This is a genomic window from Paenibacillus sp. A14 (assembly GCF_036864815.1).
GTDB classification, from domain to species: domain Bacteria; phylum Bacillota; class Bacilli; order Paenibacillales; family Paenibacillaceae; genus Fontibacillus; species Fontibacillus sanfengchensis.
This window is the reverse complement of record NZ_JBAGJD010000009.1, coordinates 98,735-121,830: the sequence shown is the minus strand read 5'-3', so window position 1 is coordinate 121,830 and position 23,096 is coordinate 98,735. Positions and strand designations below refer to the sequence as shown.

25 protein-coding genes are annotated in these 23,096 nt (G+C 53.5%); 4 read left to right on the top strand and 21 right to left on the bottom strand.

Translation table 11 applies throughout. From position 1 onward, the window contains the following. Nucleotides 1–13 precede the first annotated feature (13 nt). From V4U88_RS21085 to V4U88_RS21020, 14 genes are all read right to left on the bottom strand, one after another. Complete coding sequence (locus tag V4U88_RS21085; protein WP_334075224.1) at nucleotides 14–1,732, bottom strand: hypothetical protein; 1,719 nt, start codon at nucleotides 1,730–1,732, stop codon at nucleotides 14–16. A 44-nt stretch (nucleotides 1,733–1,776) separates the two neighbouring features. Continuing rightward, entirely contained in the window at nucleotides 1,777–1,920 is a 144-nt protein-coding gene (locus V4U88_RS21080) for a hypothetical protein (protein WP_170287060.1), read from the bottom strand. 14 nt (nucleotides 1,921–1,934) lie between these two features. Beyond that, a complete protein-coding gene (locus V4U88_RS21075; protein WP_334075223.1) occupies nucleotides 1,935–2,393 on the bottom strand; it encodes a phage tail assembly chaperone in 459 nt (152 codons plus the stop codon). A gap of 37 nt (nucleotides 2,394–2,430) precedes the next feature. After that, nucleotides 2,431–2,847 carry a phage tail tube protein gene (locus tag V4U88_RS21070; RefSeq protein ID WP_334075222.1) on the bottom strand — a complete coding sequence of 139 codons (417 nt, stop codon included), beginning with the start codon at nucleotides 2,845–2,847 and terminating at the stop codon, nucleotides 2,431–2,433. Between the two features lie 19 nt (nucleotides 2,848–2,866). Beyond that, nucleotides 2,867–4,327, bottom strand: a complete 1,461-nt coding sequence (locus V4U88_RS21065) for a phage tail sheath family protein (RefSeq protein ID WP_334075221.1) — start codon at nucleotides 4,325–4,327, stop codon at nucleotides 2,867–2,869. Nucleotide 4,328: 1 nt separating this feature from the next. After that, nucleotides 4,329–4,547 carry a hypothetical protein gene (locus V4U88_RS21060; protein WP_334075220.1) on the bottom strand — a complete coding sequence of 73 codons (219 nt, stop codon included), beginning with the start codon at nucleotides 4,545–4,547 and terminating at the stop codon, nucleotides 4,329–4,331. An 11-nt stretch (nucleotides 4,548–4,558) separates the two neighbouring features. Further along, nucleotides 4,559–5,452 carry a hypothetical protein gene (locus V4U88_RS21055; RefSeq protein ID WP_334075219.1) on the bottom strand — a complete coding sequence of 298 codons (894 nt, stop codon included), beginning with the start codon at nucleotides 5,450–5,452 and terminating at the stop codon, nucleotides 4,559–4,561. A gap of 8 nt (nucleotides 5,453–5,460) precedes the next feature. Beyond that, nucleotides 5,461–5,631: a hypothetical protein gene (locus V4U88_RS21050; protein WP_334075218.1), complete on the bottom strand. Its 171-nt coding sequence runs from the start codon at nucleotides 5,629–5,631 to the stop codon at nucleotides 5,461–5,463. Nucleotides 5,632–5,930: 299 nt separating this feature from the next. Then, nucleotides 5,931–7,007 carry an efflux RND transporter periplasmic adaptor subunit gene (locus V4U88_RS21045; protein ID WP_334075217.1) on the bottom strand — a complete coding sequence of 359 codons (1,077 nt, stop codon included), beginning with the start codon at nucleotides 7,005–7,007 and terminating at the stop codon, nucleotides 5,931–5,933. 42 nt (nucleotides 7,008–7,049) lie between these two features. Beyond that, nucleotides 7,050–8,426 (bottom strand): ABC transporter permease, encoded by a 1,377-nt coding sequence (locus V4U88_RS21040; protein ID WP_334075216.1) that lies wholly within the window; start codon nucleotides 8,424–8,426, stop codon nucleotides 7,050–7,052. Beyond that, nucleotides 8,423–9,142, bottom strand: coding sequence for an ABC transporter ATP-binding protein (locus tag V4U88_RS21035; RefSeq protein ID WP_334075215.1), 720 nt, complete (start codon nucleotides 9,140–9,142; stop codon nucleotides 8,423–8,425). The genes V4U88_RS21040 and V4U88_RS21035 overlap by 4 nt, the downstream gene beginning before the upstream one ends. A gap of 221 nt (nucleotides 9,143–9,363) precedes the next feature. Next, a complete protein-coding gene (locus tag V4U88_RS21030) occupies nucleotides 9,364–10,509 on the bottom strand; it encodes a hypothetical protein (protein ID WP_334075214.1) in 1,146 nt (381 codons plus the stop codon). Continuing rightward, on the bottom strand, nucleotides 10,496–11,968 hold the full coding sequence (locus tag V4U88_RS21025; RefSeq protein ID WP_334075213.1) for a sensor histidine kinase: 1,473 nt from the start codon (nucleotides 11,966–11,968) through the stop codon (nucleotides 10,496–10,498). Before V4U88_RS21025 ends, V4U88_RS21030 begins: the two co-directional genes overlap by 14 nt. Further along, nucleotides 11,965–12,675 carry a response regulator transcription factor gene (locus V4U88_RS21020; RefSeq protein ID WP_334075212.1) on the bottom strand — a complete coding sequence of 237 codons (711 nt, stop codon included), beginning with the start codon at nucleotides 12,673–12,675 and terminating at the stop codon, nucleotides 11,965–11,967. Before V4U88_RS21020 ends, V4U88_RS21025 begins: the two co-directional genes overlap by 4 nt. Before the next feature lie 197 nt (nucleotides 12,676–12,872). Between V4U88_RS21020 and V4U88_RS21015 the strand changes: the two genes are divergently transcribed. Then, on the top strand, nucleotides 12,873–13,409 hold the full coding sequence (locus V4U88_RS21015) for an RNA polymerase sigma factor (RefSeq protein WP_334075211.1): 537 nt from the start codon (nucleotides 12,873–12,875) through the stop codon (nucleotides 13,407–13,409). Nucleotides 13,410–13,488: 79 nt separating this feature from the next. Here V4U88_RS21015 and V4U88_RS21010 read toward each other — a convergent pair whose 3' ends face one another. Further along, nucleotides 13,489–13,974, bottom strand: coding sequence for an ArpU family phage packaging/lysis transcriptional regulator (locus V4U88_RS21010; protein ID WP_334075210.1), 486 nt, complete (start codon nucleotides 13,972–13,974; stop codon nucleotides 13,489–13,491). Nucleotides 13,975–14,237: 263 nt separating this feature from the next. On the opposite strand from V4U88_RS21010, the gene V4U88_RS21005 reads away from it, so the two are divergent. From V4U88_RS21005 to V4U88_RS20995, 3 genes are all read left to right on the top strand, one after another. Continuing rightward, nucleotides 14,238–14,600 (top strand): helix-turn-helix domain-containing protein, encoded by a 363-nt coding sequence (locus V4U88_RS21005; protein ID WP_334075209.1) that lies wholly within the window; start codon nucleotides 14,238–14,240, stop codon nucleotides 14,598–14,600. 129 nt (nucleotides 14,601–14,729) lie between these two features. Then, nucleotides 14,730–15,329, top strand: coding sequence for an ImmA/IrrE family metallo-endopeptidase (locus tag V4U88_RS21000; RefSeq protein ID WP_334075208.1), 600 nt, complete (start codon nucleotides 14,730–14,732; stop codon nucleotides 15,327–15,329). A gap of 1 nt (nucleotide 15,330) precedes the next feature. Beyond that, nucleotides 15,331–15,672 (top strand): hypothetical protein, encoded by a 342-nt coding sequence (locus V4U88_RS20995; protein ID WP_334075207.1) that lies wholly within the window; start codon nucleotides 15,331–15,333, stop codon nucleotides 15,670–15,672. A gap of 19 nt (nucleotides 15,673–15,691) precedes the next feature. Here the strand turns inward: V4U88_RS20995 and V4U88_RS20990 are convergent, their stop codons facing one another. The 6 genes from V4U88_RS20990 to V4U88_RS20965 form a co-directional block, all read right to left on the bottom strand. Beyond that, complete coding sequence (locus V4U88_RS20990) at nucleotides 15,692–16,726, bottom strand: hypothetical protein (protein WP_334075206.1); 1,035 nt, start codon at nucleotides 16,724–16,726, stop codon at nucleotides 15,692–15,694. A gap of 210 nt (nucleotides 16,727–16,936) precedes the next feature. Continuing rightward, complete coding sequence (locus tag V4U88_RS20985; RefSeq protein ID WP_334075316.1) at nucleotides 16,937–17,920, bottom strand: pectinesterase family protein; 984 nt, start codon at nucleotides 17,918–17,920, stop codon at nucleotides 16,937–16,939. Beyond that, on the bottom strand, nucleotides 17,920–18,846 hold the full coding sequence (locus tag V4U88_RS20980) for a dienelactone hydrolase family protein (protein ID WP_334075205.1): 927 nt from the start codon (nucleotides 18,844–18,846) through the stop codon (nucleotides 17,920–17,922). Before V4U88_RS20980 ends, V4U88_RS20985 begins: the two co-directional genes overlap by 1 nt. A 42-nt stretch (nucleotides 18,847–18,888) precedes the next feature. Continuing rightward, nucleotides 18,889–20,496: a glycoside hydrolase family 43 protein gene (locus tag V4U88_RS20975; RefSeq protein WP_334075204.1), complete on the bottom strand. Its 1,608-nt coding sequence runs from the start codon at nucleotides 20,494–20,496 to the stop codon at nucleotides 18,889–18,891. Nucleotides 20,497–20,511: 15 nt separating this feature from the next. Further along, nucleotides 20,512–21,873, bottom strand: a complete 1,362-nt coding sequence (locus V4U88_RS20970; protein WP_334075203.1) for a glycoside hydrolase family 28 protein — start codon at nucleotides 21,871–21,873, stop codon at nucleotides 20,512–20,514. A gap of 26 nt (nucleotides 21,874–21,899) precedes the next feature. Further along, the gene (locus tag V4U88_RS20965) at nucleotides 21,900–23,009 is read right to left on the bottom strand and encodes a glycoside hydrolase family 88/105 protein (RefSeq protein WP_334075202.1); all 1,110 of its coding nucleotides are present in this window, start codon (nucleotides 23,007–23,009) and stop codon (nucleotides 21,900–21,902) included. Nucleotides 23,010–23,096: the final 87 nt, after the last annotated feature.

Below are 23,096 nucleotides of genomic sequence, written 5' to 3'. Positions count from 1 at the left end.
CGCGCTCCCCTCCTTATTTGAGGTTTTGTTGAGCTTTCTGTATAGCTTCTTTTATTCTCAAACCTGTCAAATATACAATATTGTCGACGTCGATTTCTTCTTTATTATTTAGGTTGATCATACCTGAAGACATGTTTACATTTACTGTAACTTGTTGTTGTTTTGAAGAAGCTAATTGTTTTTGTACCAGAGCAAGTTGTTCAGGAGACATTCGTGAAGGGTCTATAGCCGCAATCGAACCATCATCATTATAGCTCACGCCTAAAGGCCCCATGTAACTAGGTCCTTCCACTAAGGGGCCTGTCAATCCTTGTTTTTTTCGCTCCTCTGCTCTCTTTTTCAACCTATAAAAAGTGTCCCATTGTCTACTAATCTCCCTGCGATTTAGGTATGCTTTATGTTCTTCATAAAGAAATCCGCCAATGGATTTACCGACAGCAGAGAGACCTAACATTCCGGCAACTCCGCCAACAGCACCACCAATAACAGTTCCAGGACCTGGAACAACTGATCCAGCGGTTGCTCCCAGCTGTGCCCCTCCCCAAAGTGATGTTAAAGCTGCGCCTATTGAAGCTCCAGCCCATGATCCAGCCCATAATCCAGCCCAACTACCAGCAGTTGCTCCAACCGTTTCAGCACGATCTTTTCCAGGATTTGATGTAGCAATCATATAAGTGTCGAGAGCCAAACCTAAAGGAGCTGCCACTTTAAGTGCTGTTTTGGAGATATTACCAAAAAGCTCCAACTCCTTTGATGTTAGTTGTAATTTCTTTGCCCCAGGGACTTCAGCAGGCCCCTTACTTTTGGCCCCCTTTTCTACAATAGATTTCTTTGTCTCCGTCACACTATTTCCTGTTTTATTTGAGGAGGGCTTATTCGGCACCTTCTTCTCAGTCACATTTTTTTGTGTAGCACTACTCAAATCGCTCACTATTTTCTGGCCCGTCTTGTTGCTCCATTTATCTATCTTTACTCCCAACCAGGATGAAAATAAAGATACCCCAATATCTTTAGCAATGTCCAAGGCTTCCTCTTCCCATTTTGTCTTCTTATCAGTCTTTTCACCAAGAGATTCACTAAGCTTATCAGCGATTTCTTTTGAATCAATTGTAGATAAAAAAGCTTGAAAGAAGGTTTCCCCCGCTTTCCTACCTGCTACCGCATAAGGAGATTCATTGTTTTCCTTCAACAGCTTACGATCCTCTTCTACTAGGTTAAGCCAACGTATAGGAATCACCTCTTTAGGTGCGTCAGCCAATCCAAGAGCTCCCATCATCATGTCTTTCAACCCGCCTCCGAGTGAAGACCCGATAGAAGAAGAGATTTGCTGCAGTGTCTCCTTGCCTTTGGAACCCATCCAATTTGAAAAAGATCCGCCGACCACCCCATCCCAATCCACACCTTCCACCCGGATGCGCCAGGGCGCTCCGGTGAGACCCAGCAGGGAAGCGCGAATGCGCGCAGCTGCGGCGGTTACGCCGTCCGTCAAACCAACGATGGGGCTGACGGTCATGCGCTTAAGCTTGGAGAGCCTGCGCTCCACCTTATCCGCGGCTGCCGAAAATCGATCCTCCAGCGTGATTTTCGGCGCGATTTTGGTCTTGCCCAAAACGGATGCCCGCCGCTGGGTTTGCTGGAGCAGTTTATCCAAACTGCGAAGCTTTTTGTCCGCTTGATCCAGTTCGCGGCTGTCCATCTCAAAATCCAGGTCAATCACTTCTTTTTTAGCCATATGCCACCTCCTTTCTCCAAATCCGGTGCGCCCGCATCTGGGCCCTACGGCGAGGAGGCCGAAGCCATCAACTCCAGCTCCCTCTCCGAAAAAGCCCGCAGCAGCAGGCGCTCCCCCTTGGGGAGTGACCAGAATTCCCCGGGGCGAAGATGATGCCGCGTCCACAGATGGAACAGCAGCGTCGTCACGCCGCCGGAGTCGATCAGTTTTTTACGTCGTCGATGTCCACCCCGAAGCCGGAAATTTCGAGCACCTTATCGCCTACCGCGTCCAGTTCCCCGGCAAGCAGCATTCGGCGCACGGCTTCTTCACCGCCGGACAGTTTCAAGCGGCTGATGAGCCGGTCGTCTCCCCAGCCGCTGAGTTTGACGCATTGCTCTCCACCATCCTCCAGCTTTTTGACGACCTCCAGAGCCGCGGTCGCTTCCTTGATCAAGGCGGCGTTAAAAAGCTCACTGTCGATTTTTTCGGTCACCTGGCCTTTGGCCGTTTTACGGACCGTACAGCGTTCGCGGATCGAGTCCACCTTGCTGGAAGTCAGCCCCCGCAGTGTAATTCGCAGGCTTAAACGCCCAATAAAAATGGTCTCTTCCGGCAGATTGGCCGCCGTCTCGAAGAGACCGTCCAAAATATCCTGTTCATTCCATTGTTCCGTGCTCATTTCATCGGATCCTCCTTAAACTTCGGTTTTATAAAAATCAGGACACGGTAATCGGGTCCAACAGTTCGTAAGATTCAAACGTAAACGCTGTTTCCTCCGCCACTTCCTCGCCTGCGGTCCAGTTGGCCAACTGGATTTTGTCCACCATGCAGTTGTTCAGTTGAATCCGTTCAAACCCGTAAGTTTCCGGATCGTCAAGCTTGTTGATAATCGAGAACTTCTGGAAACCACGGGAGATCATCTCGGACGAGACTTTGTAGCCGCTCATCGTGCCGGTCCCTTTTTTGCGCCCCAGTTTAAAAACGGTGTAATCCGTGCCGACCAGATTCAATTCACGTTTTTCCGCTTCAACATTGGCCTCCAGATGGTTCAAGTTCGACTGCCATACCCCATCGATAAAAATCTGGCCGAACGTCCCCATAATGACGCGGCCTGGATCAAGATATTGTGCCATTTGCTATTCCCCCTCTAAATTATTGCACGTAAAACGTGCCGAAGATTTGTTCCATCACATCGGTGTCGTCCGCCGTCCACGTCAAGTAAACCTGATCGTCCTCCGGCTGGATTTGCGGCGCGCTTCCGTAATAACGCGGATCCAGCGTCACATCAAATCCGGCCGGTTCGATGACATTTTCCATAGCCAGAGATTGCAGGTACTGCTTTCCGGCGCCGATCAGCGCAAGCCGACCTTCCTCGGTGTTGTTCACCTTGCCGATATAATGATCCTCGGCGGTGCGCTGCAAATCGGCATTGATCTGGTCCAGTACGCGGATTTTGCGGATTTTCTTCCAGCCTTTGTTCTGGCCCTCCCGCAATGTAACAAGGCTGTTCACACCCCGCAGCACCTTGACCTTCCGGCCGTCATGCACCAGCAACAAGACCCCGTTCTGCACGCCCGCTTCCTGCTCGGACCGCGTCCAGCGCCGGGTCACATCCTCAAATGGGGAGACGGCGTACGTGGCCGATTCCTTCAGGGACTGGCCGGCGATCAGTCCGGCTACCCAAGCCGCCACTTGGGCGGAAGAGTACGATTTGCCGTTCATTTTGGCCCCGGTGCCCACATTGACAATCCCCTCAAAATCCAGAGCAGCACTGCGCGCAATCGCCTGGTTGACCGCATCCGCACCGGTATCCTCGGCGGCCGTACCGCCCAGCGTGGCGATAACGCCTTTTCCTTCGCCGCGCACCCGTTTCAGCCAGGCGGCCATGCTGGCGCGAAGCGCCGCATCCGTTACGCCGTCCAGCGTAAGCACGTGGAAGTCCTGGGTTTCGAACGCTTCGGTGGCTTTCACGTAATCCGCATTCGTAACTCCCGAAATACCGCTCATCCCGCCGGCGAAAGACTCCCCGGACACGTCGGCCAGTGTACCGTCGGCGATTTTTTCCGCAATCACCCACCGGTTGCCCGTGTCCTCGTTAATCGCCGCTGCGGCCTTGGCCGCCCCCCCGTCGCCGATGGCGATCGTCCGCAGCAATGTCCCTCCTTCGTATAGCTTCAGCTCTTTCGTCCCCGCCACCGTGAGGCTCGGCTGGATCGTGACTTTAAAGCTGTTGCCGCGCTTGCCCGGGTACTTGGCTTTAAGCAGCACGCTGTCTTCGGCAGCCGCCGCGTTTTTCAGCGTCAGCGCCGCGGACGCGGCCGTGCTGTCCGCGATCCGGTAAGCCAGCAGCTTTTGGGAGCCGCCCAACAAGGCCAAGTACAGGGTTGTAAAAGCCGTGGCCCCTTCGGATTCATCTTCCGTATAGAACTCGCGGATCGCCGCTTCGCTGGCGACCTCCACGAATTGCCCGACCGGTCCCCAATGGGACTTCACCGGCGCGACCACCACACCGCGGGCTCCCGGCTGAATCGCCGTTCCCGCCGCGCTCACAAAATTCATGTACAAACCGGGAAGTTCCGGTTGATTGGTAACGTTCCAATTTCCTCCTGCCATATTACTGCACCTTCCTTTTCAAAAATTGTTGGACCCGTTGTTTGGCCTCTTTTACGCTAAAATTGTCCCGCGATGCCCCATGCACCGCCCCCAAGAGTACTTCCGATTTCACGCCCAAAAGAGCGGCACTGTGTTTCGCCAGTTCATCGAGGGGATATACAGCTTCCCCCGGGGCCTTGATGTTATTGGCCGTCTCGGCAAGCTTTTTGTTCGATTTCACAATGGTTCACCTCAAATATGAGATTGATAATAAACGTGCTGCATGAGCGGAGCGTCCGCGGATGCCTGCGTCACCCTCCGGCTTAAAGTCACGCTTAACGGTCCTTCCCCCGTCGCGGAATAGCCGTCCGCCACGGTTTTGGTGTTTACCTGTGCTCCGGTTACCTTCACATAGGTTCTTTCCTCCGCTACGAGCGGAATTTTCGCCGCCGAACCCAAGCCTTCCAGCAGTTGCAGTAATGTGGCATGCTCCTGATCGGCATCCGCGGCATGAAAAAAAGCGGTCACCCGCTTCCGCACTTCAAAAACCTTCGTCCCCTGGGGAACGGCGCTCATCTCGACTACCCGCCATAAGATCGCGGGGGAGCCCGCCCCAATCGGCCAGTTCCCGGTGTGTACGGACCATGCACGGCCCAGCCGCTTTTGCGTCCAATCCGCCAGCGCCGTAAGCCAAGGGTCGCTGACGACCGGTGTCTGCCCGGCTAAAGGTTTGGGCGACACCAAGGCGTAATGCAGCGTTCTTACCGCGGCTTGGCGCTCCTCGTCCACCCGGTCCGGGTCGGCAGGACCGAGGGAGAGCAGGGCGAACTTGCCAATCGCGTCGTCCTCCAGCATTTGCTTATCCAATGCCTCGTTCAAAGCGGCGGTCAGCGTCTGCAAAGGGTCCGATGACTGCGATTGTGCCGGGGAAGCCTGGGAAACGTAAAGGTCGATATTCATCAGATGCCTGAAGCCTTTCCAAAGGCCGGATCCGGGACTTTCCCCGCTATCATTTCCCGCGGCCAATACCGCGAAAGGCTTCGGCGCATCCGCTCCGGCAGGCGGGGAGTGGAAATAGACTTCCCGCAATTCCGGGATAGAGGTTCGAAGCTTGTCATAGGTCGTCCTAATCATGGAATCAAGCATGATCTAACTCACCTCCCTTCCACCGGGCGGCTTCCCGCCGCGACGCATCTCGGCAGGCTGCAAAACTGCCGGCTTCCTTCGAAGCGGCCCCAAACGCAGCGGACGCACCGCTCCGGCCGGGTCCAATCCGCATCGGTCCGAAGCGGCGGATTTTTATTGTTGCTGCTGCGGTTTCGCAAATCGCTTCCCTCCCATAAGAAAAGCCGCTGAACGGGTCAGCGGCTTTCAAGTTTATTTAGAGTGATCAGGAGGCATTTACTTTACCGCCCGTCCACTCGATTTCCACAATATAAATTTACCATGCCTAAAGTCGAGCGAATGGACACACACTGGGCAAAAACCGGACAAAAACAGGAACGTGCGTTCTTGTTTTCGTTCTCCTCCGCTTCCGCAGGGACGCAAACGGCTTCGCCGTCAAATTAACGGGATTTCCTCCCGTTAATTAGGCGCACTCCGCCTATCCCGCATCCAAGAAGCTCTACGGAATGAGAACCACATCGCCCGATTTCAAACCGTCCAGTACCTCCGTTAAATCGTCCACTTCGAGCCCTGTCCGAATCACGCGTTTTTCCGGCTCCCCTTTGCCCTTGTCCAGCATAACGTACGGGGTTTCTTTATCGCGCATAACGCCCAGAGACGGCACGGCTATCACATTTTCTTTCCGCAGCGTCTCAATTGTCCCCTCGAGACTCAGGCCTCCGATCAGCCCCGGGACAGGCTTCAGATCAATCACCATATCGAATTGGGAAGGCAGCTTCGGATCCGTGTTCGCCCCTTTTTGGGCAAACTTGGAGATACTGCTGACCTTGCCCGACAGCTTCAAGTCGGAATTGCCGGTCGCCTTCACGCTCACACTCATTCCCGGTTTGATGCGAAACAAGTCCGTTTCGGAAATGGAGGCTATGAATTGAAGCTTATCCGTATTCACGATCGTCCCCAGGACCTGCCCCTCCGAAGCCATGCGGGTCTTGTTCTCCGTATCGTACAGAACGAACACCCCCGCTGCCCCGGCATGAACCGCCGCGTTTCCGATAATCGCCTTTTTGGCTTGCAGCTCCTTCATTTTCAATTCCAGCGCCTTCTCATTCAACGTTTGGGCTTGACGTTTGGCTTCCCTGTCGGCGTAAGCCTTTTTCCGCTCCTCCTCGGTGGCCCCCGGGGGCTCCGTATCCTCCGCCGCATTTATGGTCAGCTTGTTCAAGTCCAGCTCCACCCTGGATTTCTCGATTTCGCTCTCCAGCTGCTTCGCTTCGCTCTCCAGTGTCTGGGTATCGAGCGTGAACAGAAGATCGCCTTTTTTAACTTGCTGACCGTTCTTCACCCGCCACTCCCGGATCTTCGCCGAGAAAGGCGCGAAAACTTCGGTCTGTTCGGCATAGGAAGATTTACCTTTAACTTGCACTTTCTGGGCCAGTGTCGCCTGAGTGACCTGAAATGTAATCGGGGCTGGCGCCTCCACCGGAAGCTCCGGCTCCGGCTTGTACTTCTGATAAATCCAGTACCCCGCTCCCGCCAAAATCACGATGGCGAGAATCCCTTTTATCCATGTCTTCATCTCTATAATCCCTTTCCTCATCATTTCTGCCGATTAAACTCGTTATGCCGACTTGATAACCCGCAGGGCATTTGTCCTGGAGGCGCTGATCGCCGGGTAGATGCCCGCAAGCACCCCTACCACCACAGCAAAGACCATGCCGGCGGGAAGTGTGGACAACTCAATCACCACCGTCATGGGGCCTCCTTCCCGCGACATCATCTGACTGGCGAGAAGCGCGTTCACCTGGTCGACGGCCAGAAACGCAATCACTATCCCGACCGTCCCCCCTAGGAGTCCCAGTAAAGCGGCCTCAACGATGAACATCTCCCGGATCTGCCACAGATTGGCTCCCAGCACTTTCATGACGCCGATCTGCTTGCGCCGTTGATGGGTTGACATAATCATCGCCACAATGATGGACAGCGAGGCCAGCATCATAACAAACAGGCCGATGCCCATCGCCGCTTTCCGGTATAAGTCCAACTGTTCGCTCATGGCCTTCTCCTGAAACAAATTGCTTTCCGTCCGCAGCGTCAGCCGCTGGATTTGCTGTTCCACCTGGGCCACGTATTTCTTGTCTTCGACTTTTACAAGCGCCGAGTTAAGACGGCCGCTTCCGGCGGAACCCGTCTCGCTGTTTTGCAGCTGATCTTGGAGCATGCGTGCGGTATCCAGGGAGACGTAAACTTTTTTGTCGTACATTGCATTGTTCGCATTCGTTCCTTCCTGAAGCTTTAGTACACCCATCACCCGCAGGGACGTGCTTGTCCGCATCTTCGTCATATCGGCCGGGTCGGGGCTTTTGAACTGGATCTGGTTCTGATATAAGTCGGCGGGAGCCGACATTAAATCCATAAATTGTTGCAGCAATTCGTCATTATACGGGTCCTCCGACAGCTTCTCCTGCATCTGCTGTATGACCTTGGGGTCCACCAATCCGTACGTGGCCCCATAATTGACGACGGCCGCACCGTTCATTTCCGAAGGGGCTCCTTGCGCGAAGCGAAAGCCGAAATCGCGTAACGAAGCCAGTTCCGTTCCTATGACCTCCACACCGGAAGAGCGCCCGTCGGACGTCACCATTTCCATATAATCGAGTTTAAGCATGGGAGCCACCGAGACCACATGCGGCAAATTGCGGATGACTTCCAGCTTGCGCGGGGTGAGAGCGCCGCGGTCAAACCCCGAGCTTGAAGCTCCGGTTTTTCGCCCTCCGCCGCCACTCGATATCCCCTCGTTCGGCGATACGGTAATTTCGTCCATACGGTAATTCTCGTTAAGGGTCTTCTCGGTATACGTCTGGACCGATTTCCCGACGTTCAAAGCAATGATCAGGGCCGCACAGCCGATGGCCAAACCGGCCATGCACAGCAAGGTGACCACTTTTCTGCGAATGATCTGCCCCCATGCCATGCGCAACACATCAACAGTTCTCACAACGCTTCTCCTTTTTCCATCTCAAGTTCATTCATCAGTTCATTTGTCGTCTCCCCAATCAATCTTCCGTTCCGCAGCGTAATGACCTTCTGCATCTGGTCAGCCACCTCCGCTTCATGGGTAACGATGATAAAAGTGGTTTGCATCTGCCGGTTCAACCGCTGGATAATGGCCAGAATTTCTTCTTCGGTCTCCGTATCGAGATTTCCGGTCGGCTCGTCCGCAAAAATGACGGATGGCTCCGTAACCAGCGAGCGCGCGATACTGACCCGCTGCTGTTGGCCACCGGACAGCTGTGACGGAAAGAGTCCCGCCTTCCCCGCCAAACCGACCTGTTCCAGAAGCGCTTCGGCCTTTTTCCGCCGGAGGGCGGGCCGCATGCCCATGAAGACCAGCGGAAGCTCCACATTCTCCCTTACCGTCAAATTGGACATCAGTTCATAAGCCTGAAAGATAAACCCGATATGCTGGCGGCGAAATTCTGCCAACTTGTTCTCCCCCAGCCGAACAATATCCGTGTCGGCAATCCAAATGCTCCCTTTATCCGGCTTCATCAATCCGGCCATCAAGTTGAGCAGGGTCGACTTGCCCGAGCCCGAGCTGCCCAGCAGAGCGACCATCTCCCCCTTGTTCACGGTCATGTCGATTCCTTCCAATACGGGGACGACCCCTTGAGCGCTGCGGAAGGCATGACAGACCTGATCTACGCGCAACATATTATCCTCTCCTGACCACGAAGCAAAAGTATGTATTCTTGTCGCCTCTATCCCTCCATTATAGGAGCCGGTTGTATCGGATTTAACCTAAGTTGTATACAGGTTGTAACATCTGCAAGCAATAAAAATACCCCTGAAAGTCCTGGGCACAGTTTCAGCTGTACTCTGGTCTCTCAGAGGCAAGACTCTTCAATAATTCCATACCCCGGGCAGAGGATCTACTACCACGGTCTGAAGGTAAAACGATAGATTTCGCTGTTATCCATGGAGCTGCCCAGAACGAATAGATCGTCTCCCTTCCAGCTTAACTTGAGAAACTGGTCGATATTCCGGTAAACGACCGTATCGGAAGCCAGACCTGTATCTTGAAGATAGGCGACATGCACCTCGTTCGTTTGCTTATCTGTTCCAAGCAGGTAGGCGAGACGGAATTGCTCCTCATCGATCTGAACCCCCCAGATAGGACCTTGTTTCAGGAGCTCATATGCTCCCGATCGGGAATGGTAGCGATACAGCCCCTGAACGTGTGCCACCGTTCCCCGAACCAGCAGATCGCCGTTCTTCAACACCTGAAAGTCCACAATTTCATCGGCCTTCGTCAACAGCGTTCCATCCGGATTTCCTTTTAATGAATACCGGAAAATCCCCGAATGCTCGCCCAACTGAACAAGCATATAAGCCTGGTGATCGTCCGGGCCGGGCGAAATGTAGGATATCGGATAGACGTCTTTGGCTTTGATCCCGGCAGCCTTGGCGATCTCTTCCTGCAGCTGTTCGTAGGTGAACAACATTTCCTTCTTCCCTGTCTTCAGGTCAAATAATCGGTATGTCGAACCGTCGAAGCCGATGTACATCTCATCCCCTACGCGGTTCATTAAAAAGGCTTTGTCGGATAACAGCCGTTTCTTTTGCCCCGATACCGGATCGTAAGCATACGTCTCCTGCGTTTGATTCGAACGGTACCGCGAATAAATCAGCGTGCTGTTCCAAAAGGAAAACGTGTTATACAAAACACTGGAATCAATATCCTTCACCCGGTTGTCATCCAAGTGGAGCAGGGATAGCTTCATTCCCGTGTAGGAGGAATCGGCCCGGTTCAGGACCAGTGTATTATGATTCAGAGCTTCAAAGTTATAGACGGCAAAATCATTCGGCAGCTTCGTCGCCGACTCGATCGAAAAGGCATCGCCCGGCTTGAGAGGCAGGCTGTTGTCGAACTGGCTGCCGGGCAGCTCGATCGTACGCGGCTGGATATAGATCAGATTGAACAGATTGTCCAAACTGTAAATGCCCCCGACTCCGGCCATCAGAATTCCGGCAAGGATCAGTTTGTTCCGGTAAGTTGCCCAAAATTTACGTCGTCCCATGTCTGTCCTCCGGCAACAGGATTTTGACGCGGGTCCCTTTCTTCAATTCGCTGTCCATCTCCACCCGGCCGCCATGGGATTCCACCGTTTGTTTGACAATGGACAAGCCCAAGCCGGCGCTGCCTTTTTCATTCCGATGTTTCTCACTCACCCGGTAGAACGGTTCAAATACAAGCTTCAGCGCTTCGGGCGAAATCCCCTCTCCCTGGTCGGTGATCAGCACCGCCACCATGGCATCCTCCCGAAATGCTTCCACAATAATGGAAGAGTTCACATAACCATACTTGATCGCATTATCCAACACGTTCAGGAAAACCTCCTTTAGTTTGTGGCGGTCTCCCTGAACTTCAAGCCGCTCCTCCAGTTTATATTGAATATGAATATTGTATTTGTTCGCCTTAATGGACATATCTTCGCAGGCTTCCCACACGACCTTCGCGGCATCGATCACTTCGAACCGGTAAACCGGCAAAGGATTCGATGACACCGAGACCTCCAAGATGTCGGCAACCATCCCGTTCAAACGCCGGCTTTCTTTAATGATATAATCCAATCCCTTGTCAAAATACACCCTGTCGGTAAAACCGTTGTCCTTGAGAATTTGCGCGTAACCCAAAATGGTGGTCAATGGCGTCTTCAGTTCATGGGTCACATTGTCAAAAAAGGTCTTGCTGCGCGCCTGCACCTGTTTCACCTCATCCCGCTCGCGCTCGATGACGTCGATCTGTTCCCGAATCCGCCGGATCATCGCCGCGAAGCTGGTTGCCAGTTCACCGATCTCGTCCCGGGTCGTGATGCGGATATCCGCGACGAGGTTTCCTTGCGCCACCTCGGCGGAACGTCTCGTAAGTACGCGGATCGGATTCGTTATTTTTTTGGAAATCAGCACGGAGGCCAGGAACACAAACCCGAAGATCAGAGCGGCGAAGTTTTTGATCGTCTCCTGGTACCGGACGTGACGTTCGTACAGATCGCTGTAATCCTTATCGAATTGAAGAATACCGACAACCGAATTGCGAGCTGTCAAAGGAAAGGTTAGCCTCGCGATCATCCGGTTATTCTCCACGTAAGTCGTGTAAACTACCTTGCCTTCGCCATCCGTTTTCGTGACATCCGACCGGGGTTGCAACGGCACTTCACCCGACGCATCCCCTTTTTGTAAAGGGGTTCCGTCCGGGCGGAAAAGAGTCACCTTCCCGCCGACGGCACTGCCGATTTGGCCGGTAAGCTCGGCATTCTCCATCGCCAGCGTTTTCTCGCTCATCCGAAGATTATGGATCAGGAAATATTGGTTCACCGCGATATCGAGGTTCTTTTTGAAGTGACCCATATCCTCATCCACTTCCCCGTAAAGGTTATCCACCCCGACTTTGCCGGACAGCATAATCAGCACGGTAAACCCCAAAAAAACGAGACCCGAGAACAGCAGCACCAGCTTGAACTGGATCGTCCATTTCATGACTGCACCGGCGCGTTCAATTTGTAACCCACTCCGAAAACCGTCTCAATGATCGACATTTCCGAATCGTCCCGATCCAGTTTCTTCCGGATGCGCTGCACATGGATATCCACCGTACGCGTATCTCCCGCAAATTCAAATCCCCACACTTTGTCCAACAGTTCGGACCGGGTGAACACCTTATGTTGGTTTGCGGCAAGAAACAGCAGCAGATCGTATTCCTTATTCGTCAAGCCCGCCCGCTCGCCGTCTTTTAAAACCTCCCGCTCATCCTTGCGGATTTCGATATGCCGGCCCAACCGGACGACATCGAACGCCTTTTTCTCCACCGTCTCGCTGATTAGATCAATTCGGCGAAAAATCGCGCGAATGCGCGCGACAACCTCCCGGATATCAAAAGGCTTGGTGATATAGTCGTCGGCTCCCAATTCCATCCCCAACACCTTGTCCAGCATATCGGATTTGGCCGTGATCATAATGACCGGAATTTTCCACTGTACGGACAGCCGTTTGCATATATCAAAGCCGCTTATGTCCGGGAGCATCAGGTCCAGCAGCACCAGATCCGGCCGCTCCCGTTCCATCCACTGCAATCCTTCCGACCCGCTTGCGGCCTGATGAATGATGAAACCTTCTTTGCTTAAGGAGTAAGACAAAATATCCCGAATGGAGTCCTCGTCCTCGATAATCAAAATCCTCTTCGACATCTTGATGCCATCCTCTTTTCCTTGTTCCTAAGACGTTGATATGCTCGACTCTCACACTCCCCGTACTGACAGGGTCTGTCCATATTTTGAATGCAAGAAGCCGGTTTGAACAGAAAAACAACTGAAATGTTACAAATCGGATACAAATATCCATGCTCTGGATACATAAGCCCATTATACTGTGTTACAGCCAAGTCATGTTTGAAGCTGAGTGCTGGAAATTTATGCTTAAAGGGGAATTCATGTTTATGCTGGACCAAAGACATCTTAATGAAGCTTATATTCAATATAGAGCGGAACTAATGAGGTATTTATCCCGGATACTGCGTCATCAGCAGGATGTGGAGGACCTTGTGCAGGATTGCTTCATCCGTCTGATGAATGTGAAATCAGAACTTGAAGAATCCCGTATCCCTTACTATTTAAAAGTGATTGCCCGGAATCTGGCCATCGACGCGTTCAGAAAAAAGGTACGGACAGCGAAACGGGATAGCCGCCTTAATTCCCCCCGCTTCTACCAGGATACCTTGGAGTTGGAAATCGAGGAGGGAGTTCACGAGATGGTCTCACTGATCGGTAATCAACAACACCGCCGGATCGTGGAACTTCGCATCATTCATGGATACACAATAAAAGAAACGGCGCAGCTGATGAATTGCAGCGAAAGTATGATCAAATCTTCCGTCCATTCCGCAGTCAAGCGAATGAGATCCAAACATAAAGTAATCTCCTGAAAATTGCAATCATCTTAATGGCAGGAATTTACAATCGAAAAAAGCCGGCGTTCCGGCCGGCCTTCTCCTTCTTCTCCTCCTACCCCTCCCGCGCCTCCGGCACCGCATCGTTCGCGCACATCTCAAGCTTCATCGCCAGCGCGAGGATGCGGATCGCGTCGGCTTTGATGCGGCGGTAGGTGCGGTCGCTGATCCCCATTTCCCCGCAGCTGATAAAGTCGTACTCGCCCTCGTCATCCAGATAGCTGCGCTCGATCACTTCGCGCTGAATCTTTGTGAGACGCTCCATCGCCTGATCGAGCAGCTCCGACTTGCGGATCAACTCGGCCTCACGGTCCACATTCCGGATGGCCGTTCGCTCTGCCGGCTTGCTGATCACATGGGTGGCCCCGTGGAACCTCGGTTCGTAGTTGACCGTCATCCCCGCTTGCTGACGGACAAAACCGATTTGCCGGAACTGCCGCACCTCCTCCAGCCGCTTTTCGACTGCTGCCCGCGTAGCGGCATAATCAATGGACATGGTATCAAATACGGTTATAAACGGATGTGTACGTCTTCTTCCCACGGCGATCCCTCCCTGAACATATTCCCATCAATTACTTGCCAATTTGGTAACAACCATCCCACCACTGCTTTTCTAAAAAACAGTTTTTCCTCCTAAACATTCTCAATAATCTATTGTGATTTGCCATTATGGTAACTTTAATCTTATTTTATATTACCAAAATGGTAATGTCAATTATTTCCCAAACTTATTTACAAACTTGATTTACCATTTTGGCAACTTCGTGTTATACTAAAGGAAACCATAAAAAACGGGGAGTTCCAATGCAGAGTCTTGGGGATCGGATCAAATTCCTTAGGGAGAAAAAGAATATGACGCAAAAAGATCTCGCATCCGCAGCGGGATTAACCGTCGTTCAACTGTCCCGGTACGAAACCGGCGACCGGAAGCCGGATCCCGAGGCGCTGCGCGGCATCGCGGACGCCTTGGACAGCAGCGCGGACTACCTGCTCGGCCGGACCGAGGTGCCTTCGGAGTCTTACGACAAGGGAGCGAGCATGTCTTTTTACGGAGGACCCGAAGCCTACACGTCGGACGAAATCGCGATGATGGAAGCCGCGCTCAAGGCCTACCGGGAACAGAAGAAAAAGCTGCTCGACGGCGGCAACGAAAATACAAAAAATTAAAGGAATTAATAGAGGCGCGTCGAATAAGTATCTTCAGACAAGTCTACAACCAGAATCAGGCCCTTCATGACTAAGGGCCCTTCTTTTCCGTTACATACCGAACATATATTCTCTTTTTGAGGTGATTTCATGTTATTCTCCTACTATAGGGAAACCGAGTTGGAGCAATGGATCAGCGGCAAATATTTGACTCATGGCATCATTAGTCCGGCGGAGCACGATATTGAACATATCGCGAACGCCTTCGATATCGATCTGGTTTATGAGGAGTGCCCGTCTTTTTCCGACAATGAAGAGCGGGTGATTTTCCTGAACAAGCATGCGGACGATGTAACCGCCCGGGTAATTTTTTTCCATGAATTATGCCATGTCCTCAGGCATGCCGGAGATCAGCGAATCATGCCCGCTATGTTCAAGAGCGCCCAGGAGACGGAAGCGGAACAGTTCGTACTCTATGCGGCCATTCCTTTCTATATGTTCGCCAAGCTGCCGGTGCCGGATCAGCGCTCCGAAGCGATCGCATACTTGGCGGAAACCTTCCGAGTACCCTGCGGGCTGGCGGAGCATCGTCTGGACCAAATCCAACGGCGGGTGCTCCACGGCAGCCTGATCGCCGCCGCCAAGGAAGCGGACCGCCAGAGGCAATCCGTCTCCCCATGGTCGGGGGAAACCAAACGGATCATGGCTCAGTTGGAGCGGCAGCTGAGCGGCAATTCCGGAGGAAATTAAGATGAAGCTCGCTCTCTATTGCGACTTTGTATCCGAGGAAATCCGGCCGCTGCAGCTGGTTATCAGGTTCGATCCGGGAGAGCCGAACTGGAGCGACATCTTGTATTTGCCGCTCCGGGGGCCTTTCGAGCCGTTTGAACCCGAAGGCTTCGAGGACCGGATCGTCGCCTCCGTTCTCCTGGAGGACCTCGTCCTGAAGCGCGACGACGAGGAAGAGCTCGGCATTCTGCTGCCTAATCTCGCCCGCCGCCACCCGGCGGCCGACATTACGGTGCTCGTTGTGCAGATTGCCGACGCGGAGGAGGTATTGGGGGTTAAGTGGGGAGACCGTCTACTTCGGTAGCGGTCGTATTCGTATTTTTTTACCCTGTACCAAGTTTGTATTTGGCCGTATGTTTATCCGCTATGGAGGGATTTAACCGATCCTCGGGAATATTTTCGTGGAGGATATGTTCCAATCCTGCTTGAATTACAAGTTCGCGCATGGCTGCAATTCGTTTCTTATTAAAGTCAATGAAACGAAAATCCAGTTCCCGCAAATGTTGCAAATGAAGTATCGGTTCGAAATCGCGGGCTTTGATCGCTGGAGAAATCTCGCACAATTTTAAGCTCTCCAAACGCTGCGCGGTTCGTAACAAATCGATATTCTTTAATGATTTCATCCGATTAAGCTCCAGTTGCATAAGCTGCTTCATATTAGAAAAATCGCATAAAAACTCCACTTTGGGTAGCGATAAGTGAAGAAAATGAAGTTGGTGCAGCGATGCCAATGCGTCCAAACTAAGCAAATTGCGTATGGATGCCAGGCTAAGTATCTTGATATTTGAATCCGCCAATGTGCTCAATGGACTTTCCAAGCTGCAATCATGAATATAGAGGCAGTGAATCAGTGGCAGGCGGCTAACGAAACCTAGTTCATCTATAGTACAGCGCAAAATCAACGTATCCAGCCGAGAGCAATTTCCGACAGGACTTAAATCGGTAAATTGCCCATCTAGCGAAAGGAATCGCAATTGCTTAAAGTCGGTCACAAAATCGAGGCTAATCGTTTTTTTACTAGCGATAGATAGATAATTCAAATGACAAAGCTGACTTAACATACTCAAATCGCAGCTTTGATTTAAGTTCAACTTTAGGGCAAAAACATGTTTTAACTGTGCTACAGTTCTCAACAGTTCCGTTGTATAACGACTTTTCGTGTCCACGCAACTGATGGATAAAATCAAATCCTGACGTTTTGCAAATACATGTTGATCCAAATCCAATAAATCCTCAATTTTGTCGATATCAATGACATATGAAATGGTGGCTCTTGGTTCTAACAACTTAATGGCCTTGTTCATTTTGTTTCTAGTCCATGGCGCACCGTTCATTGAAGCCGTCCACGTTTCTCCCAACTTTCCAACCCTCCCAATTCCAAAAGATGCAAATCTGCAGGTATTTAGGCTGATTTACGAGGGGATGCGATATTTGCTTTGTCCGTTTCGAACAGCATTTCGTTCTATGAAATCATTATAACTGGGATGCAATCGCAAAGGAAACGGAACCGAATCTTTGACCCCTATTCCATTGTCTAACTCAAATCGGCCGGGATTTCACTTGCATATTCACGGTCTATCTCCGGCTTTCTTCCCCCAAGAGCAGGCCAGGTCATCGTCGCCCCCGACTGCTCCATCTTCCCCGGAGCAGACCGCCCAGGGAACCCGCTGCAGACGCAGCCGCTTGGCATCGCTTACGCCGAATTCGCCGTAATAAACGGTCGACTCATTGGCGGGATCGCCCCAGTTATGCCATCCTTGGGGATGGACATGCCCGCCCGTCCGGCAATTCACGAACACCGTCTTGGCATGCTTGCGCCAAGGCCGTCCCAGGTAGACCGAAGCCTCGGGGACCCCCGGGGCGGCGGTCAGCCAGCAATCCCGGAATACGAACCCGTGCCGCTGGCCCTCCGGGGTGGAAGCGGCGGTGATGTATCCGGGATGTCCCGCTTTCGCGTGCGGAAGGCTGCGAATCTCGCAGCATTCAAAGAACGCGGCTGCCCCGCCGAAGATAAAATCGACCGTGCCTTCAATCAGGCAGTGCCGGTACAACTGCCGGCATCCGGACCAGCGGTTCCGCAGCGGAATACCGCCGAACGGTTCGCCGTTTTTTTGCACGGGCGGCAACGGTCCCGTACATAACGTATCCTGGTGCCCTTTAAAAGCGCAATTCCGAAACACGGTCTTGTCGCAGTGGGCATAGACGGCGAGCGCCTGACCCACGTCATCCCCCTGCCCCGCCGTATTGGACAAGGTCAAATTTTCAAGGATCAGCCCGGTCCCGCCCAGGAATAACGTCGGTGTGGCGAACGTGCCGATTTCGCGTCCGCATTCATCCAGGTCTTTGGCGCAGCGATCCATCGTGATTTCCACCGGGCCAATGCCGGTAAGCCGGAGATGGGAGCGATAAATCCGCACCGCCTCCCGGTAAACGCCGGACAAGATATAAATACGCACCGGCTCTGCTTCGGGGATGCATTCCGCGGCATCCACCGCCGCCTGAACCGTGGCAAAATCACAATAAGCTTCCGCCCCTACCAACCATTCGATCATCATCCGTCCCCCATCAGGTGCCGGAGCAAGAACGGCTGCCAGGCCGCCCGCAGCTCCGCCGTCTCCATATGCCCGCCGCCCCCGATCAGCGGCTGCCAATGATCCGGCACGCCGGCGGCGGCATAAGCTTCGGCTAGACCCGCCGCCAGCAGCTCCACGCCTTCGGGCGGGCACAGCCGATCGTTCCGGCCGGTCAGGCTCATTCTGGGGCGGGGCACGATCAGCTTCTGAATGTCCAACGTGCTGAAATGCTTGAGCAGCCCCGGGACATAGGAGTAGAAGCCGTGGTGATCCAGGCCCCGCTTGGCGATGAGCGTCGCGGCCTCCACCTGGCCGCATATATCGACCGTCACCTTGATGCGCTCGTCAAGCGCCGCCAGCCACCAGGCCATCAACCCGCCCATGGACATCCCGATCGTGGCGATTCGGGTGCCATCGATATCGTCCCGGCAGATCATGTAATCGAGAAGGCGGCGGTTGTCGTACAGCATCATGCCCCACATGACCCGGCCGTGCCACAGCATCTCCTTGACGAGCTCGCTCTCGGTTTTGCCGGCGCGTTCGTTGAACGCCCACATATCGATGCAGCAAACCGCGCAGCCCATGGCGGTCAGCGCCTTGGCAAACGAAGGCTCCTGCAGGTAAGGGCTGCTCTGGAGCAGTTCCCTGCGGCCATTCGCATAGTTGCCCCCGTGGGAATGATTGAAGATCACCAGCGGGAAGGGGCCGTCCCCCTCCCGCGGTTTAGCGACATACGCCGGGACAGGCTCGATCCCGTTCAGATCCAGCAGCAATGTCTCCAGAAAAAAACCGTCGTACTCCTCCCGCTTCAACAGCCTGGCTTCTATCGGCCCGCCATCGGGAAGATCTCCAAGGAGGCCAAGCAGTTGTTCCCGCGCATGATCTTGTCCACGGTTCCGATCCATGTTATCCTTCCTCCCTTGCCGTTTTTGCACCGGTCCGCCAGATTATTCGGCATCCTCGTTGTCAGGCTTGCCGTCCCTGCCCCGATACCGGAAGTAGGCGAAGTCGGCGAAACTGCCGCCGAACCGGTTCATATCGTGAGCCGCGATGCCGATAAAATTGCCGGTAAACCCGCCGGACAAGAACCCTATGTTCCATGTCGTGCCCAAAGGGCGCCACGGTTCCCCATCGTCCTCCCGATAGAAGAATCGGCCGTCTATTCCATTGACGTCCACGGCCAGTTGAACCGCCCGGGCCCCCCTAAGCTCAACGGCATCCGCATCGAGCACGAATTCATCCTTTTCGCAGCGCATCAGCCGCAGCACCTTGCCCAGGCCCTCTTCATAACTGACGCAAGCGTACCAATAGTTATCTTCGTTCAAGTAAAGCATCAGCCCGGCCATTTGCAAATAAGAAGCGGGACTCGATTCCACCTGCGTTTCCGCGCGGAACGATTTGTCCGTCTGACGAATCGCCAGAATATGGTGGCGGAACAAGCTTTGGACGGACTCGCCCGCATAAATTCGCAAATAGCCCCTACGCGCGGCCAGCGAACACCAGCTTTCGTCCGCCAAAATCCGCAGCGTGTTCCAGTTTTTCTTCAGCCCGGGTCCCGAGAAATCATCTTCAAAATCCGTTGACATCTCTTTCGGCGTAACGCCTCCGGGCAGCGGCACCTTGAGCTGTGGAACATTCCCGTCCGCGCCCAGACGAAGCCAGCCTTGCTCATCCCAAACCACCCGCTGCAGGGCGGTTTCTCTCCCCAAAATGGCGTATTGCCCGTCAACCGGACGCGTACACAAATGCGCCATGTACCATTCGCCGCCGGGCGTCTGAACCAGACTGCCGTGACCCGCGCACTGCAACGCCAGTTCCGGATCATTCCGCGAGGTCAGCATCGGATTCAGCGGATCGACCTCGTAAGGGCCAAGCAGTTCCTTCGAGCGGGCTACCGTAACGGCATGCCCGGAGCCGGTTCCCCCTTCGGCCGTGATGAGATAATAGTAGCCGTTTTGCTTATAAATGTGCGGGGCCTCCGTTTTTTTCAACGGCGTGCAATCGAACAACTTCTTCGGTTCGCCTACCAGTTGACCCAAACGGGGGTCATATTCCTGGATGACGATCCCGCTCGATTTGTTGCTTTCGGTAATGCGGTAATCCCACAGGCAATTCAGCAGCCATTTGCGGCCATCGTCATCGTGGAACAGGGACGGATCAAAGCCGCTGCTGTTGAGGTAGACCGGCTCGGACCACGGACCGTGAATCGACGGAGCCGTAATTAGATAATTGTGGCAGTCCTTAAAAGGACGCTTCGTGCTTTTCACATCGGTATACAACAGATAAAACAATCCGTCATGATAGCTCAGTTGGGGCGCCCAAATGCTGCAATTTTTCGGATTCCCTCTCAAATCCACCTGATGGGTCAAAATATCCGTGCAATGCTCCCAATCGGCCAGATTGGACGACTCGTACACCCGGACACCGGGGAGCCATTCAAACGTGGAAACGGCAATGTAATACACGTTCCCCACTCGCAAAATACAAGGATCCGGATTAAACCCCGGCAGGATGGGGTTATGTACATAACCCGCCATTTTTTCTTCCGCAGTCATCGACGTGTTCTCCTCCTAAACTCCCGCATTCTGTTGTTCGGGCGCGACCGTCACCTGTTCCAACAGCTTTTCGGGACGCTTCGTATTTCTGGACTCGCAATGTTCGACCGTCACCTGCTCCCCATTTTCCACATAAAAAGCGGGTCCCTCATGGTTCTCGATCGTGACGTGATGAAACCGCACCTGCCTGACATTTCCGAGGAAAAAGCCCCTGCCTGTCATCTCGCCAATGCCCGCCATCATGGCCGGGACCCCGGGAACGGCATCCTCCGCCATGGAGATATCGATATGATCAAACGTAATCTCGGAAATGTATTGTTCGGCCAAACCGTACAAAAAACCGGCGGCCGCCTGCACCCGGCGGGCGGTAATGTTGGCGAAGTGAATGCGCCGGAAACACGGCGTTTCTTCCGTGACGGGGTATGGATTTTTGTCCCATACGTACTTGTCTTTACCGCGCGGCCCGCAAAAATAGTACAGATTCAGGATGAACGGACAGATCACGTTATCCATAACGATATTGCTGATGCGGATATCCTCCACGACCCCTCCGCGCCCGCGCCGCGATTTCAGACGAATCCCGCGGTCGGTATGCTGGAATACGCAGCCGGTGATCGTGACATTGCGAATGCCGCCGCTCATCTCGCTGCCCAGCACAACGCCTCCGTGTCCGTGAACCATCGTACAATTCGTGATCGTAATATTCTCGCAAGGAATCCGCTCCGCGGTATCCTCAGTACCGGCTTTGATCGCGATGCAATCGTCCCCGACATCGATGTGGCAATTGCTGATCCGCACATTCCGGCACGATTCCGGATTGATGCCGTCCGTGTTCGGCGAATCGGCGGGATTCAGAATCGACAAATTATCGATCGTGACATCGGAGCAGAGAATCGGATTCACCGTCCAACTCGGGGAATTGACCAGGTTCAAATCCCGCAGCGTCACCCTGCGGCAGCCGTGAAAACTGATCAGCTTCGGCCGCGGGAATTCCAGCTCCTCCGGCGCGGTCCGTTTCTTGTCCCACCACGGCTGGCCGTTACCTTCAAGCATGCCTCCGCCCGTGATCGCGATGTTCTCCAGACCCTGCCCAAAGATGCAGGAGGCGTGAACCTCCCGCAACACGCCCTCCCATCTGGAGTTCACGACCGCATAATGGGCCGGGTCCGTACTGAAGGACAGCACGGCACCCGGGCTCAGCCGCAGCTCGACATGGCTTTTCATCAAAATTGCACCGGTTAGAAACGTACCGGATGGAACGAAGACCGTCCCGCCCCCCGCCGCATTCGCGGCATCGATGGCGGATTGAATCGCCGCGGTCGCCAAGGTGACTCCGTCCCCGGCCGCGCCATAATCGATAATGCTGTATATTTGCATCTGTTCTCCTCCTGTTCGCGAACTTCTCACAACCCACGAAGTCCTTCATACTCTGCACTAGCCTGCAAAAAGGCGCCGACTCCCTTAAGATCGTTCGTAATGATCGGTTCGCTGATATAATACGCAAAGGTTCCGTCCCGGCGGTCATCTCCGCCCAAACCGGCTACCTGGCAGTTTTTGTTCAAATTGACCCAGCCTTCCTTCGTTTCCGTCACAAATTCCGCGATCAGTCCCCGGTAAGCCGTATCCAACGTTTCCTGCCACGATGGTTCCGCCAGTAATCCAAGGCGAATTCCCTTGGCTATGGCCAGCGTAATCATGCTGGTGGCCGATGCTTCCAAATAATTGCCTTTGCGGTCGCCCAGATTCACCACCTGGTACCAGACTCCGCTATTCTCGTCACGGTAACGGTTCAAGGCCGTCAGAACCTCGCGGAAAATCCGGACGAGTTCACCGTAATCGGCGTGGCTCTTCGGCAGCATTTCCAGCACATCCGCCAACGCCATCACATACCACCCCAGGGACCGGCCCCAGAAATTCGGGGACAACCCGGTGGCGGGATCGCACCAAGGCTGAACTCTTTTTTCATCCCATGCATGATACAACAGTCCCGTCTCGGGATCTTTCGTATGCTTCTCACAAATGATAAACTGTCTGGTCACATCATCCAGCCCGTTTCCGTCCTCAAAGGTAAGCAAGTATTCCAAATAAAACGGCGCTCCCATATAAAGACCGTCCAGCCAAATTTGATAAGGATAGATTTGCTTGTGCCAAAACGCCCCTTCCGATGTGCGCGGATGCGTGGCCAACTGCGATCTCAGCAGGGCAGCCGCCTGACGGTATTTCTCCAGCCCCGTTTCCCGGTACAGCAAAAACAGCAGCTTCCCGTTGTTGATGTGATCGATGTTGTATTCATCGGGCCGGTATCCCCGTACGCTTCCGTCTGCCTCGACAAAGTAATCCATATTATCCCGGATATACTGAAAATACGCTTCGTCCCCCGTCATCTTCCACAGCAGCGCAAAGCCCCTTAGCACCACGCCGTAGTCGTAAGACCATTTGCCACGGTATCCGTTTTCGTACAGTTTCGGCGTCCGTTCCATCACGGACCTAGCGGTCTTCACAGCCCATTTCATCAGTTCCAAACATCCTTCCCGGTTAAAAAATGACGGTCCCTGCCATAAATTCATGGTAAGGACCCGTTTATAGGGTGTTGCCTTAAA